Annotated in this window: 12 protein-coding genes; 9 read left to right on the top strand and 3 right to left on the bottom strand. The window is 53.4% G+C overall.

The genetic code is table 11. The annotated features are described in order from the left end of the window. Window positions 1-27: 27 nt before the first annotated feature. Window positions 28-984: a DNA-directed RNA polymerase subunit alpha gene (locus tag BQ5383_RS09700; RefSeq protein ID WP_071431520.1), complete on the top strand. Its 957-nt coding sequence runs from the start codon at window positions 28-30 to the stop codon at window positions 982-984. A gap of 30 nt (window positions 985-1014) precedes the next feature. Continuing rightward, complete coding sequence (gene rplQ, locus BQ5383_RS09695; protein WP_071431518.1) at window positions 1015-1356, top strand: 50S ribosomal protein L17; 342 nt, start codon at window positions 1015-1017, stop codon at window positions 1354-1356. Between the two features lie 886 nt (window positions 1357-2242). On the opposite strand, the gene BQ5383_RS09685 is transcribed toward rplQ, so the two are convergent. Continuing rightward, complete coding sequence (locus BQ5383_RS09685) at window positions 2243-2494, bottom strand: hypothetical protein (protein WP_071431514.1); 252 nt, start codon at window positions 2492-2494, stop codon at window positions 2243-2245. A gap of 1661 nt (window positions 2495-4155) precedes the next feature. On the opposite strand from BQ5383_RS09685, the gene BQ5383_RS09680 reads away from it, so the two are divergent. Next, on the top strand, window positions 4156-5565 hold the full coding sequence (locus BQ5383_RS09680; RefSeq protein WP_071431512.1) for an MATE family efflux transporter: 1410 nt from the start codon (window positions 4156-4158) through the stop codon (window positions 5563-5565). 157 nt (window positions 5566-5722) lie between these two features. Next, the gene (locus tag BQ5383_RS09675) at window positions 5723-6073 is read left to right on the top strand and encodes a hypothetical protein (protein WP_071431510.1); all 351 of its coding nucleotides are present in this window, start codon (window positions 5723-5725) and stop codon (window positions 6071-6073) included. A 177-nt stretch (window positions 6074-6250) separates the two neighbouring features. On the opposite strand, the gene mtaB is transcribed toward BQ5383_RS09675, so the two are convergent. After that, a complete protein-coding gene (mtaB, locus tag BQ5383_RS09670) occupies window positions 6251-7546 on the bottom strand; it encodes a tRNA (N(6)-L-threonylcarbamoyladenosine(37)-C(2))-methylthiotransferase MtaB (RefSeq protein WP_071431508.1) in 1296 nt (431 codons plus the stop codon). Between the two features lie 468 nt (window positions 7547-8014). Here mtaB and BQ5383_RS09665 point away from each other — a divergent pair, with 468 nt between their 5' ends. The 5 genes from BQ5383_RS09665 (at window position 8015) to BQ5383_RS09645 (ending at window position 14949) form a co-directional block, all read left to right on the top strand. Continuing rightward, window positions 8015-8251, top strand: a complete 237-nt coding sequence (locus BQ5383_RS09665) for an HPr family phosphocarrier protein (protein ID WP_420835665.1) — start codon at window positions 8015-8017, stop codon at window positions 8249-8251. Window positions 8252-8567: 316 nt separating this feature from the next. Then, window positions 8568-10928: a vitamin B12-dependent ribonucleotide reductase gene (locus BQ5383_RS09660; RefSeq protein ID WP_071431506.1), complete on the top strand. Its 2361-nt coding sequence runs from the start codon at window positions 8568-8570 to the stop codon at window positions 10926-10928. A 1346-nt stretch (window positions 10929-12274) separates the two neighbouring features. Further along, complete coding sequence (locus tag BQ5383_RS09655) at window positions 12275-12517, top strand: hypothetical protein (RefSeq protein WP_071431504.1); 243 nt, start codon at window positions 12275-12277, stop codon at window positions 12515-12517. Between the two features lie 21 nt (window positions 12518-12538). Further along, window positions 12539-13822 carry a serine--tRNA ligase gene (gene serS / locus BQ5383_RS09650; protein ID WP_071431502.1) on the top strand — a complete coding sequence of 428 codons (1284 nt, stop codon included), beginning with the start codon at window positions 12539-12541 and terminating at the stop codon, window positions 13820-13822. Window positions 13823-14187: 365 nt separating this feature from the next. Further along, the gene (locus tag BQ5383_RS09645; RefSeq protein ID WP_071431500.1) at window positions 14188-14949 is read left to right on the top strand and encodes a hypothetical protein; all 762 of its coding nucleotides are present in this window, start codon (window positions 14188-14190) and stop codon (window positions 14947-14949) included. 107 nt (window positions 14950-15056) lie between these two features. Here the strand turns inward: BQ5383_RS09645 and rpsT are convergent, their stop codons facing one another. Next, window positions 15057-15317, bottom strand: coding sequence for a 30S ribosomal protein S20 (gene rpsT / locus BQ5383_RS09640; protein WP_071431498.1), 261 nt, complete (start codon window positions 15315-15317; stop codon window positions 15057-15059). Window positions 15318-15415 lie beyond the last annotated feature (98 nt).

Raw genomic sequence — 15415 nt, 5'->3', positions numbered from 1 at the left:
TCGTCTTCATAAGGAGGGTTAATATTTATGGTTAAGATCATTGAACCAAGGATAGAGACTACAGAGCTGAAATCCGACGGCAGCTATGGCAAGTTCGTGGCTGAGCCTCTGGATCGCGGCTTTGGCATCACCTTGGGCAACGGCCTGAGACGGGTGCTGCTCTCCTCGCTTCCTGGTGTGGCTGTTTCGTCTGTAAAGATCGACGGCGTACAGCATGAGTTCTCCACCATCCCCGGCGTGAAAGAGGACGTCACCGAGATGATCCTCAACATCAAGGGGCTGACGGCGAAGCTGTACTGCGACGAGCCTGTACGGGTCAAGATCTCCGCGGAGGGCGAGTGCGAAGTCACCGCCGGCTCCATCAGCGGCAGCTCCGAGGTGGAAGTGCTGGACCCCGGGATGCATATCGCAACCCTGGCGGAGGGCGCCAAGCTGAATATGGAACTGACCCTGCAAAAGGGACAGGGCTATGTTTCCGCAGACCGGAACAAGGCGCTGGACGGAGACAAGTCCCCCGTGGGCACGATCTTTGTTGACAGTATTTACACCCCGGTGTTAAAGGTGAACTACTCGGTGGAAAACACCCGGGTCGAACAGATCACGGACTATGACAAACTGACGCTGGAGGTTTGGACCGACGGTACCATCTCCGCGAAAGAAGCGGTCAGCCTTGCGGCCAAGATCCTCAATAGACAACTCAACCACTTTGTGGAACTGTCCGACGAAGTGGGCTCTACAGAAATCATGGAGAAAAAAGAGGATACCGGTAAGGATAAGGTTCTTGAGATGACCATTGAAGAGCTTGACCTTTCTGTTCGTGCCTTTAATTGCCTGAAGCGGGCGGGCGTCAACTCTGTGGGCGACCTGATCAACAAGTCTCCCGAAGAGATGATGAAGGTCCGCAATCTTGGAAAGAAGTCGTTGGAAGAGGTAATCGGCAAGCTGGAAGCCCTGGGCTTCAAGCTCAACGACGACGAGGAATAACTACAATTACAGGTAAAGGAGTGATTATAAATGCCAGGAGTCAGAAAGCTGGGCAGAACCTCTGACCATAGAAAAGCGATGCTCAGAGCGATGGTGACCTTCCTGATGGAAAATGGGAAGATCGAGACCACCGTCACCAGAGCCAAGGAAGTTCGCGCTATGGCCGAGAAGATGATCACCATTGCGAAGGCTGGCGACCTGCACGCCAAGCGTCAGGTTTATGCTTATATCACCAAAGAGACCGTGGCCAAGAAGGTCATCGATGAGCTGGCCCCCAAGTATAAGGAAGTGGGCGGTGGTTACACCCGTATCATCAAGATCGGACCCCGCCGTGGCGACGCCGCTGAGATGGCTATCATTGAGCTGATCTGAGGAACAGTTTGCAGCCAAACCATGAAAGCGTAACGCTTTGCTGATAAAAAGCCCCCCGATGGAGTGATCCACCGGGGGCTTTTGGCATATGATAAGGAAAAAAGTCCTGCCTCTGGTGAGAGCGTTCCATCTGCTGAGGACAGGCAGCGAATACTCCCCGAAAGGCAATCAATCCTTTTGGATAAATAGAGAAGAAACCAGGCGCAGAAAAGAAGGGTGATAAATGATGAGAATTGCCCCTCCTGCCTGTGGGCCCTTTTTGCGAGAGCAGTGCCTTTTTTAGGGAAGCAGCAAGAGAAAGGGACTCAGGGACACAGACAGCTCCAGGGGGAATTTCTGTTCCCCATAAAGTTTGGGAAAATTGAGGCGGCGGCAGTTTATCTGCCGCCGCTTTTGGCCGCCTAAGGCGGCCTTCCCCCACCCAGGCAGCGAGCGTCTTTGTCCGGCTTTACCCGGGCAATAAGCGAGCGGGCGGTGTTATCTATGCTGGGACAGATACACAAACCAGCCTTTCAGCCCGTTCCCCTTAACACTGAAAGGTACAAACCAAAACAGTGGCAGGCAGTTTGCCGGACTAACCCGATCGCTATTGCCCCAACAATGGGATTCCAAAGGGACGAGTCCCTTTGGGCGTACTCCCGCATCCCGGGTACAAACCTTTGCCCAGCTGCCACTGAGGAAAGAGACACCATCTCAGCCCCCAGAAAACAGCGACAGGCGGGTTCTCTTTTTCCCTTATAAAATAGAAATCACCCCCGCCCCCAAAAGGTTGGTAGCGCAGCGGAGGCGTCGTGAGGGCGTTTGTACCCTCAAAAGGGCGCATCCCCCGTATCTTCCGCATAAACCTCCGCCCAGCCCTGTTTGAGGCAAAGACAAAAGGCTCAAATCATAAGAGGACGATGAGCAGAGCGCTTAGAAGAAGCAGCACAAAAACCGCCATCAATATTTTTTTCATGATTTTTTCTCCGGCGGCTCCCCGCTTGTCACAAATACATTGACAAATGGTCAGAAGGAGAAAGATGGCGGCGGCTTCCAGGTTGAACAGAACAAGCATTCCGGAACGCCTGTCAAAATAATTGAGAATTGCCGCTGCCAGCCAGATGGCGGAGAGAATAGCCCAGGTCCATTTTTTAGCCATATCATTACCTCAAACAAAAGTGTTTTGATTTGAAACAGAGCTTTTGGTGTACAGATACCCAGATCAGAAATCAGACATTCAGCCTGGGGTACAGAAAAACTATTTTGGGCGAAAAACTCCCTCCCGGTTTTCACCGAGAGGGAGAAATAGGTTTATTTATCGTTTGAAACTGGATTAAAGCTGTTTTGAAGAAATTTTTTGTTTTGCGCTTCTCTTTCTCCCGTGGGAGAAACAGCTGCCGGTTTACCCTGGTCAGATTTAATCTTTTGCGTTTGATCCAGTTGTTCTTTACACCGAATCAGCTGCCTTTATGGAGGAAAAGTCTTACACCTTGATTCACCGATCACTCAGGAATTAAAATGAAAACTAACTCCTACAGAAGAAATCAGACGCTTTTCCTGCCTGCGCCGGCAGGTTTACAGATCAGTAAGCTCCCTTTTTCAAGGGGCTTTCTTCATACCCCCTGGCCTATACGCTTTCCAGTATCAGACGGGAAAGATCGCTGGTTCCTTTGGGGGAGATCAGCCGCCGCCCTTCTCTTTTGTTACCCTCTGTTCCTGCCTGGACAAGAGCAGCGGCTTTCAAGTTTTGGGTGGTTGTTCTTTTCCTGCCTGCATCCACAGGCTGAACTGGGTACGCTGACTGATTGCAAAACTTATTCGCTTCTATTTCTTATAGAATATATCTACGCTTTCTTCAATCAAACCATATTCTTCCCTGGGCGCTTTCTTCATCCGCCCTTTTCCAGGTGCGGTATAAAGATCTGTGGTGCGGTGCCGCATTTCCCATAATTCCTTTGCCATTCATAGAAATGATCTCTCTGCCTGCAATGTTTCATTTCAGTCTCCTGCAGGAAACCGAAATTTCTTTCCCAACGGATGTTTACCCGCCGGGAATGTTCCCAACAGATGCAGTACCCATGGGATTTGCCAGACCTAAAAATCTTTTCTGTGGTGTAGGATTTGGTTCTTTGCTTTTCCGAACCTTTTCCGCCTTTTTCAGGGATTTCGACCAGAATCAGACAAGTTCCATCCTGCCTTTAGAGTTTCCACTTTGAATCCGGCTGCGTCTTTATCTCTTGCGAGAAATGACACCCATTTTTACCGTCATCTGGGTCCTAAAGATAACCTATTTTAAGATGGCACCTGTGTTCCTCTTTTTCCGCCGAACAAGACAAAAAAAGCGAAACCTCGTCTTTCCTCATAGAAAGACCCCGGCTTCACATTGCATTTCATAGCAGTGGACGCATTTCTGTTGTATGGATGGAACCGAAAGTTTCATCAGTTGCCGCCGGATACTACGAAATGAGTGCAATGGGAAGCCGTATTCTTCTGTGAAACAACTGAAGCCATTGGACTCACTCCTTTCTCTCCCCAAGCAAATTCAGGATCTTAACTGCTTAGTACATTGGAAACGATCCTTTCTGAATTGGTTCCTTTCTTTTCTGTGTCTATACTATATCATAAAGCATAATAAATGTCAACATATTTTTTTAAAAATATTGAAATTACATAAAACCCATCCAAAATGAAAAAATGTGAAAAAAACAGGTAAGAGAGCTGTAAAAAAATCCTGTCCATGCTATAATGAAAAGGACGGCCCGCCGGCCTATATAGTTGCGGGCGCAACAATTTGCCAAGGGGAAAGAGAGGAACAACGCAATGGGCGCAGGATTACGAAAGCTGTATGCGGCGGATGAGATGCTCCGTCCTGATCAGCGCCAGGGAGAACTGCCGTCCACCAGAGAGCTGTACCGGGATGCTGGAGAAATCGCTCTTCCGGCGGTGATCGATACAGTGCTGGTGGCAATGGTCTCTATGATGGACACCATGATGGTCAGCAGTTTGGGAGCGGCAGCCATTGCCGCGGTGGGTATCACCAATCAGCCCAAAATGATCATTCTGGCCACCTTTATGGCCCTCAATGTGGGCGTTACAGCTGTCGTTGCCCGCCGTCGGGGCCAGGAGGACCGGGAAGGAGCCAACAAGGTGTTGGGACAATCCCTGAGCCTGTGCGCGATCCTTTCGGTGATTTTGTCAGTGCTGGGAGCGGTGTACGCCCGTCCGCTGCTGCTGTTTGCGGGAGCGCAGGCAGATATGATCGAGGCCGCTACCGTATATTTTCAGATCCTGATGATCGGTATTCCCTGTTCGGCCATTACCCTATGCATCAATGGCGCGCAGCGGGGCTGCGGCAATACCCGTATTTCCATGAAAATCAATTTGACGGCCAACGCGGTGAACATCGTATTCAACTATCTCCTTATCGGCGGAAATCTGGGTTTTCCCCGGCTGGAGGTGGCAGGCGCCGCCATCGCCACAGTTTTTGGCAATGTGGTGGGATTGCTGATGGCCTTCTATTCCCTCCGGGGCAGGCATGAGCACTTCCTTCGCATCGAGCTGCATAATCTGCTGCGCATAGACCGCCGCACCGTGGCTCCGGTAGTGAGCGTGGGCCTCAGCGCCGGCGTGGAGCAGGTATTTATGCGTATCGGATTCTTCCTCTATATTAAAATTATCGCCTCCCTTGGCACGACCGAGATGGCAACCCACAACATCTGCCAGAGTGTGCTGAACCTGGCCTTTTCCTTCTGTGATGGCCTGGGTGTGGCAGCGGCTTCCCTTTCCGGACAATCCCTGGGACGCAAGCGCTCCGATCTGGCCATCCTTTATGGGAAAGCCTGCCAGCGTATTTCGCTGGTGATTTCCACGATCCTGGCGTCTACCTTTATTTTCTTTGGCCGCTATATTATTATGGCCTTCTCCACAGAGGAGGTCATCGTCCACTTGGGTACCCAGGTGCTGATGATCATTGCTGTCACCACTCCGTTCCAGGCGGCGCAATGTATCTTCGCCAGCTGCCTGCGGGGCGGCGGCGACACCCGGTACACCGCTATGGTGGCCATGATCAGCATCGGCATTTTCCGGCCCCTGATCGCATGGCTTCTCTGCTATCCTGCCGGAGGCGGTTTGGTAGGAGCCTGGTGCAGCTACTTTATCGATCAGTTTGTCCGCTTCAGCCTGGTGGGAATCCGTTTTGCCAAAGGCCGCTGGTGCCAGATGAAGCTGTAAAAAGGGCGCCGCTGCTGAGAAAAAAGGCTGTCCCCCAATTTTTCGGAAAGCAAAGCTTCTTTTCAAAACAAAGGCTTGCCTGCGTCCTGGAGAGGAATCAGGCAAGCCTTTTATGTACAGAGATAGTCCGGCACGGTTTGGGGGAATATCGTGCCCGATGAATACACCACAGGGCTTCAAACAAACCGGCGCTGCTTCCATTTTGTTTGAGGCTCAGATTCAGTTTTTCTCAGCAAATAAAAATCAACAGAGCATCTTCCAGTACCAACTTCCGCCTGGTATGGACGAGTGGGGGGCGGCGGTTTATCCGCCGCCCCCTTTGGCCGCCTTGGGCGGCCAGTTCCTCACCAAAGCAGCGAGTGGATTGTCCGGCTTTACCCGGACAACCGGCGAGCGGGCGGCGCTGCCCCTGCCGGGACAGGAACAGAAACCATCCCTCCATCCGTTCCCCCTAACACTAAAAAGTACCAATCAAAACAGCGGCAGGCACTTTTCCGGACTAACTTGATCGTGATTGCCTCAACAGCGGGTTTCCAAAGGGACGAGTCCCTTTGGGCGTAACTTCTGGCGCCAGCTTTCCCTCAGCACCTATCCAGGAAAGAGAACTCTTTTTCATCCCCAAAAAGTCTCCCTCATCATCCTCTGGCTCAATTTTTGGGAAAAAGAGCCTTTGGTCCTGTGGGGATCAGAGAGTGAGGACACCGGTGCAGCCGTCTCCCTCCAGCCCTGTGAGGAGGACGGGAAGAATTTGGCCATGAAGGTCCTCAGGTTCCGCTACAATGACGGGAGTATAATTGGGGGTATAACCGATCTGGAGGCCATCCTTGCCCCGGTCCTCAAAGAGTACCGGCTGGGTAAGCCCCACCATATTCTGGAGAAACTTTTTCCGCAAGGCATCCCCCTGAGCGATGAGGGCGGCGGAGCGGGCCTTTTTCACCTGGCCGGGCACCTGGTCCGGCATAGCGGCGGCTCGGGTGCCGGGGCGGGGAGAATAGGAAAAAGCATGGATTTTGCTGAAGCCCACCTGGGCGGCAAAGTCCAGGGACTGCTGGAACTCCTCATCAGTCTCCCCGGGAAAGCCCACCATCAGGTCGGTGGTGAGGGCGGCCAGAGGGAAGCGCTGATGAATGGTGCGGCACACCTCCAGGTATTGGGCGGTGTTATAATGACGGCCCATCCGCTCCAGAACGGTATCACAGCCGCTTTGGAGGGAAAGGTGAAACTGAGGACAGAGCTTGGGCTCCAGGGACATCAGCCGGAAGTCTTCCGGGGTGATGAGGTCCGGCTCCAGGGAACCCAGGCGGATCCGTTCCAGGCCGGGTACCCGGCAGGCCAGCTGGATGGCGTCGATGAGGCGGCACCCCAGATCCCGGCCATAGCTGGAAAGATTGATCCCCGCCAGCACCACTTCCTTATAACCGGAGGCAGCCAGTTCTTCCAGCTCCGCCTTCAGATCCTCCAGAGGCTTGGAACGAATGGGCCCACGGGCGGTGGGGATAATGCAATAGGCGCAATAATTTTCGCAGCCGTCCTCAATTTTCACGAAGGCCCGGGTGCGCCGGCCGAAATCATCGGTATGCATTGCCTCAAAGGTTTCTCCCGGAGCATGGGGGGTAATGGCCACGATGCGTTTTCTTTCCCCCAGAAACCGCCGCACAGCCGCCACCAGACCGGCCCGGTCCCGGGAGCCGGTGATGACATCCGCCTCAGTGAGAGCCTCCATTTCCTGGGGAAATGCCTGGGGATAGCAGCCGGTGAGGGCGATCACCGCCTGGGGGTGCTCCCGGCGAAGCCTCCGCAGCAGCTGCCGGTTTTTCCGGTCCCCTTCGGCGGTAACGGTGCAGGAGTTGATGATGAGCACATCGCTGTCCTCCCCCTCCTGCTCTACCTGGAAGCCCTCGGCGGCGAAACGGCAGGCCAGCGCCTGGGTTTCATATTGATTGACCTTGCAGCCAAGGGTGAAAAAACGAACTCTTACCATAACAGAACATCCTTTCCCGGGGCGGCCCCGGTATTGTTGGAATCTTTTTGCCTTTTGGGGATGGCTTTGGGTTTGAACTGAAAAAGTGAAACGCCCTCTCCCATTTTACCGATCCATTCCCGCCTTCAAACAGAGAAAACCCACCTGGAACAAAAATGTTCCGGCAATGGAAATACCACTGTTTTTCTTATGAAGACAGAGAACCACAAATCCAATCCTCATTATAAACAAAACCCGGCTTTTTGACAACGCCCTGTCCCATCCCGCCAAAATATACCCGTTTTCCGGGGAGAAAAAATGGCGTTCCGTCTGTTGACGGAAGGAACGAATCTTGCTATATTTAGATGGTAGTTCCCGGACGAACCCTTTACCGGCTCCGCCCGGACCCTTTCGGCCAGATTCCCCGCAGACCGGAAGTGACGTCAAAATGATTTCAGCCGGAGCGGAGCGGCAGAATGGAGCAGCAATATGATGATCGAAAAGAATATACAGCTTCCCACCGTGGAAGCGGTCAAGGAATTTGTCAATGCGATGTGCGCCTTTGATTTCCCGGTGGATCTGCGTTCCGGACGTTATTGCGTCAATGGACGGAGCATTATGGGCATTTTCAGCCTGGATCTCAACCAGCCCATCAAGCTGGAGGCCACCATGGCGGATGACCAGCAGGAAGCTTTTCTCAAAGCAGTGGAGCCTTTCTGCGCCTGACCGGCAGTAAAAAAACAGCCGCCGGGTCTTTTCCTTTTCATGGATGGGAGATGCCCGGCGGTTTTCTGCGTTCTGCCCATATCAGGTCGTTGTTTTTGGTTGGAAACGATGAAAATAGAGAAAAGCAGCAACCTGTCTTGCAATGGTCAATGAAAGCTGATACAATATGTCGTGTCGCAAAACGTATTTTAGACACTATATCTAGTGACCTGTCTTGCGGGACAGGTTTTTCTGTTGTCATAAAGACTATGACGGCGGGGAAAGACGGAAGAAGTACAAAGTTCAGTTAATAGAGAAATAAACAGAGGTGCAAAGAATGAAACTGGGAAAGAACGCCATCACCGTACTGGAAAAGCGGTATTTGAAAAAAGACGATCAGGGTTTGCCCACAGAGCGTCCGGAGGATATGTTCCGCCGGGTGGCGGATACCATCGCCGCGGCGGATTTGGCTTATGATGCCGACGCCGATGTGGCAAAAGTGTCCAACCGTTTCTATGAAATGATGACCAATCTGGAGTTCCTTCCCAACTCTCCCACCCTGATGAATGCCGGGCGGGATCTGGGACAGCTGTCCGCCTGCTTTGTGCTGCCGGTGGATGATTCCATGGACGCCATTTTTGAGGCGGTCAAGCAGGCCGCTCTCATTCACAAGTCCGGCGGCGGCACCGGCTTTTCCTTCTCCCGCCTGCGGCAGAAGGGCAGCATGGTGCGCACCACCGGCGGCGTAGCCAGCGGCCCCATCAGCTTTATGCGGGTGTTCAATATGGCTACCGAGGCGGTCAAGCAGGGCGGTACCCGCCGGGGCGCCAACATGGGCATCCTGCGCATCGACCATCCTGATATCCTCCAGTTTATCGACTGCAAAAAGGATAACGCCGACATCACCAATTTCAACATCTCCGTAGGCGTTACCGAGGAGTTTATGGCCGCTGTGGAGAAGGGGGAGAAGTATGACCTCATCGACCCCAAGACCAAGCAGCCTGTAGGTCAGCTGGACGCTACCGAAGTGTTCAATAAGATTGTGGAAGCCGCCTGGAGAAACGGCGAGCCGGGCATCATCTTCCTGGACCGCCTCAACCGGGACAATGTGGTTCCCAGCCAGGGAGAGATCGAGAGCACCAATCCCTGCGGCGAGCAGCCCCTGCTGCCCTATGAATCCTGCAACCTGGGCTCCATCAATCTGGACAATATGCTGCGCCAGGGGAAAAAGGGCTGGGAGCTGGACTATGGTAAGCTGGAGCGGACCATTCGGGATGCTGTCCACTTCCTGGACAACGTCATCGATGTCAACAAATATCCTCTGGAGCAGATCGCCTTTACCACCCGCCAGACCCGGAAGATTGGTCTGGGCGTGATGGGCTATGCCGATATGCTGCTGCGGATGGGCCTGGGCTACAACAGCGACGAAGCGGTGGCCCTGGCGGAGGAGCTGATGGCCTTCATCACCCGTGTGGGCCGTGAGGCATCCATGGAGCTGGCCAAGGTCCGCGGGCCCTTCCCCCTCTTTGCCGAGAGCATTTATAAGGATGGTCCCGCTCTGCGCAACGCCACTGTTACCACCATCGCCCCCACCGGTACCCTGTCCATCATTGCCGGGTGCAGCTCCGGCGTGGAGCCTGTCTTCGGCTATGTCTATATCCGCAACGTTATGGACGGCACTGAGATGGTGGAGGGAAATCCCATTCTGGAGGAGGAGCTGCGCCGCCGCGGCCTCTACAGCCAGGAGCTGATGCGCCGCATCGCCGCCGAGGGCACTCTGGCCCATATCCCCGAGATCCCCGAGGATATGAAGAAGGTGTTTGTGTGCTCCCACGACATCAGCCCCATCTATCACATCAATACCCAGGCCGCTTTCCAGCGTCACACCGACAACGCTGTTTCCAAGACCGTTAACTTCACCCATGACGCCACCGTGGAGGATGTGCGGGAGGTTTACATGCTGGCCTACCATCAGGGCTGCAAGGGCGTTACCATCTATCGTGACGGCAGCCGGGAGGGCCAGGTGCTCAACATCGGTTCCGTCAACAAGGAGACCAAGGACCAGAAGGATGCCGCTCAGGAGACCGCTGCTCAGGTGGCGGATACCCTGAACCTGGAGATCGTTCCCCGTCCCCGCCCGGAGATCACCTATGGCCTCACCGAGCGGATGAAGATCGGCTGCGGTAACCTCTATGTCACCGTCAACTATGATGAAAACGGCATCTGCGAGGTGTTCACCTCCACCGGTAAGGCCGGCGGCTGCCCCTCCCAGAGCGAAGCTACCGCCCGTCTGGTGTCCATCGCCCTCCGCTCCGGCATCTCCACCAAGGAGATTCTGGATCAGCTCAAGGGTATTCGCTGCCCCTCCACCATCCGTCAGCAGGGTATGAAGTGCACCTCCTGCCCTGACGCCATCGCCCAGGTGGTCAAGAAGGTGGACAACTATATTAAGGAAATGCAGGAGAATGGCCAGTCCCTCACCGAAAAGGGAATCTCCGGCCTGGCCCACTCTCCCAAGGTGCAGCCCACTGAGACTGCCCCTGTCTCCGCGCCCCGTCCCAACGGAGGCAAAGGCGTGGAAAACTATACCGCCGCAGATCTGAAATACGCGAAATTCTGCCCTGAATGCGGCGCCCCCATGGAGCATGAGGGAGGTTGTGTCTCCTGCCGCAGCTGCGGTTATTCCAAGTGCGGCTGAGGATGCGGGGATACGTTTAAGGAGATGCGGCCAAAGGGACTTGTCCCTTTGGAAACCCATTATTGAGGCTATAGCGATCTAGTTAGTCAAAGAAGGTACCTGCCACTGTTTGGCAGGTACCTTTTAGTGTTAAGGGGAACGGGCTGGAGGGATGGTTTCTGTATCTATCCCAACATAGATAACGCCGCCCGCTCGCCGGTTGTCTGGGTAAAGCCAGACAATCCACTCGCTGCTCTCGGCGGGGCAAAGTCCGCTACTCTCGGAACGCCCAATTAAGGAATTGGGCATTCCTCACCCGCTCCCTTGCCCCGCCTCTTCCCCAAAAGGTCCCGCTTGCTTCGGCTATGGCTTTGCCTGTGCCCTTTAGGGTAACAAGCGCGCCTTATTGACGCCGTCTGGTCGCTAGCAACTTTTTTCGGGCGAAGGCTATTAAAATTTAAGAGGAAATTTTGGATAGTACCGCAAATGTGCGGCTCAAAGGCGGCGCAGCTTAGCTGCGCCGCCCCTAAAGAGAGTGGAAGCGACGGTTTGCAGGAAAAGGGACTTATCATCTCATTTCAGCTTACAAACCCTGTAGTTTTCTGAAAAGCTGGGGGAGACCCGCTGGCGGCGGTTTATCCGCCGCCTATAAAAGAACAAAACCGGCGGTTTGCAGGAGAGCGGTCCTGTTTGTTTACTTTCGTCTCAAGCCCCATCCACCTGGGGCGGATTTGAATTCTACCTTATCCGCGCAACGGAATACCGGTTCCGCCGCGAAGGCGGCAGCGGAATTCCGGTATTAGCAAGGCGGCGGTATCTGTACTTCCCGCCGTGGGTCGGAGCGAGGGAATGCCGCCCCCGTGTGTCGGGCGGCAAAAATCGCTTCACGGAGCGGAGGGGCGACTTGAAGCGATTTTCCGAGCGTACCGGGCGGGGAAGCAAAAGCAGCCGCAGCGCCTTTGCGCGGCACGGTCCAGCGGAACGCTGGTGAATTTTGCTTCCTTTGTTTCATTACAAAGGAAGTGCCCGCCCGGCATGAGGGATACAGACTGACGATACCACAAAAAGTATGCCTCCCCGGCTGTGCCGGGTCCAAATACTTTCCCTCCATATTCCAAAAGACATTTTGCCCTTGCACCGAAGCCGAGGAACGACTTGAAGCGGTTTTCCCAGAGAATCGAGTGGGGAGATAAAAGCAACCGTTCCGACTGTACCGAACCTGTAATTCTTCCGTACCTGTTTTCTAAAAATCTCCCCCGCCCCTTGTAAAATGCCGGGGAATCGTATATACTAAAGAAAATGCCGGAATGGGCGTAACTGTCCCGCTCCGGATTGACTGACGCCAGAAAATAAAGCAGACAGTGGCTGTGAAGAAAGTTATGGCCGATTTTTTCTCCCCAGAGAGCCGGTGGATGGTGCGAACCGGTGAGAAGGACGGTCTGTTCCGCTTTTGGAGCCGCCGGCGAGGAGCCGGAAGGGTAGCGCCCTCTATCGCGCTCAAAAGGGGCCGGGAAACCGGCAATCTGGGTGGCACCGCGGAGACCTTCCGTCCCATGTTTGTGGGATGGGGGCTTTTTCTTTTGTCCGCCGTCTGTCTGAAAGGCGTCTGAGTTTATAAGGAGGAACACAAAATGCTGGATATCAAATTCCTGCGCGCCAATCCTGATTTGGTCAAGGAGAACATCAAAAAGAAATTCCAGGATGAAAAGCTGCATCTGGTGGATGAGGTAGTGGAGCTGGATGAGGAGTGCCGCCAGGTCCGCACCCGCTGCGAGTATCTCCGCAGCCAGCGCAACACCATCAGCAAGCAGATCGGCGGCCTGATGGCCAAGGGTCAGAAGGAGGAGGCTGAGGAGGCCAAAAAGCAGGTGGCTTCCATGGCACAGGAGCTGACCGAGCTGGAAACCCGCCTGGACGAGCTTACCGGCAAGATCCGGGAGCGGATGCTGGTCATCCCCAATATCATTGATCCTTCCGTGCCCATCGGCAAGGATGACAGCGAGAATGTGGAGCGGGAGCGCTTTGGTGAGCCTGTAGTTCCCCCCTTCGAGGTGCCTTATCATGTGGATATCATGGAGCGCCTCAACGGCATTGATCTGGACAGCGCCCGGCGCACCAGCGGCAACGGCTTCTATTATCTGAAGGCTGATATTGCCCGGCTTCATTCCGCCATTCTTTCCTATGCCCGCGACTTCATGATCGACCGGGGATTCACCTATTATATCCCTCCCTTCATGATCCGCAGCAGCGTGGTTACCGGCGTTATGAGCTTTGCTGAGATGGAGAACATGATGTACAAGATCGAGGGAGAGGACCTGTACCTCATCGGTACCAGCGAGCACTCCATGATCGGCAAGTTTATCGATACCATCCTGGATGAGGACCAGCTGCCCCAGGCACTCACCAGCTATTCCCCCTGCTTCCGTAAGGAAGTGGGCGCCCATGGCATCGAGGAGCGGGGTGTCTACCGTATCCATCAGTTTGAAAAGCAGGAGATGGTAGTGGTCTGCAAGCCTGAGGAAAGCCCCATGTGGTTTGACAAGCTGTGGCACAATACGGTGGACTTCTTCCGCACCCTGGATATCCCTGTCCGCACCCTGGAGTGCTGCTCCGGCGACCTGGCGGATCTGAAAGTAAAGAGCCTGGATGTGGAGGCTTGGTCTCCCCGTCAGAAGAAGTATTTTGAAGTGGGCAGCTGCTCCAATCTGGGTGACGCCCAGGCCCGCCGTCTGGGTATCCGTATCCGCAGCAAGGAAAAGGGCAACTACCTGGCCCACACCCTCAATAACACTGTGGTGGCTCCTCCCCGGATGCTCATTGCCTTCCTGGAAAACAATCTCCGGGACGACGGTTCCGTGGCTATCCCCGAGGCACTGCGGATGTATATGGGCGGCAAGAGCGAGATTCGCCCCTAAAAGGTATCAACCGCAACTAAATATAACAACTATAAAAGCAAGACGGCAGGGATTTTCCCTGCCGTCTCAGACTGTAGAAAAACCTGGTTTAAGGAACAAATGAAATTCAAAATCATAAAAATCAGGACATGCGCCTGATTTTTATACCACGACCCGCGCCCACCGGGGCGCGAAACCGGGGGTATCGCCGCTGGTTTCATCAGGAACCAAGCGGCGTATCCAGGGGGTATTGGATACCCCCTGGAAGCGTGTCGAACTTTTTCGACACGCACAGACGGCAGGGATTTTCCCTGCCGTCTGTGTCTGACCGATTATTGGTTGTTTGAGGTACAGAGACCATCATTTTTATCTGAAAGGAGCAGGGGATGGAACTAAGAATACTTGAATCCAGTTTAAACCTGCGTGTGGATCGGAGAAACGACGCTCGTCTCTCCAATACGGACTACCAACTGAAAAAGGAAGTTGCCAGGGAACAATTGGCATATAAAGATGTGGATTTGTATTGCAATGTAGAGTATATGGAATGTCAGGATGAGGAGTATCTTTATGAATTTTCCAAAGGCTACAAACGGATCAGTGCGCTTTTTGGCAAAGACAATCGGGGAATACTCTGCTATGTGAAAAAGGAGCTGGGAATAACGGTAGTCCACAGAAAAGAATATCCCCACTTTCTGCACTTTCGGATCACCAAAAATAACGAGACCGCAGATGTCATTGTTTTCCGCATTTTGGTTTCTGACAGCTCAAAAGAGGATTTTGAGGACCGGGCCAAACAATGGAATATTGTAATGGAATATATTGACTCAAACATAAAGGAGACTTCCAGGTTGATCCTGACGGGGGATTGGAATCATGCCAGGGTTCGATCTCAATACGCTGGCTATAATCAGGAAAGCTTTCATTATCAGAAAATCAAAAATGATTTAAAAATAAGAGGGCTTTCCATGGGAATCAATTTGAAGCCTGGACATAAGGAACATAGTTATGCAGGATATTTGGCAATCGATCATATCGCTGTAGGCGATGCATTTTCTTACCTGGAAGCGCCGGGATATTCCCATTACCACCCCAATGCTCCCATCGGAACGCCGGATCACGCGTATCTGCTGGCCTGCATAAAGTCATGATAATGCCAGGGATTCCCCCAGCCCGAAGACGGATAACAAAAAAGGCGACGCCCCCGCAGAGACGTCGTCTTTTCGTTTTGCGCAAAACTGTAAACAAAAAATCAAGATCAGACAGAAGCGTTCAGCTTGTTGGCCAGGCTGGACTTCTTTCTGGCAGCGTTGTTCTTGTGAAGGAGACCCTTCGCGGAAGCCTGGTCGATCTTCTTGACGGCCAGCTTGACAACTGCCTCTCTATCCTCAGCGGCGTTGGCGATAGCGGCCTCAGCCTTCTTGATGACAGTCTTCAGATTGCTCTTGAGCGCACGGTTCTGAGCGGTCTTGGTCTCAATGACCCGGACTCTCTTCTTGGCAGATTTAATGTTCGGCATAGTGACACCTCCTTCACACTTCTTGACAGTACAAGTTATCCTATCATTTTTTAAGAGAAAATGCAAGGGTTTTAGCAAAAAAAAATTAGAAATTCCCT

Origin of the sequence: Angelakisella massiliensis (assembly GCF_900104675.1) — a bacterium.
GTDB lineage: Bacteria > Bacillota > Clostridia > Oscillospirales > Ruminococcaceae > Angelakisella > Angelakisella massiliensis.
Note: the sequence above shows the minus strand (reverse complement) of the source record. Positions and strands in the feature narration are given on the sequence as shown.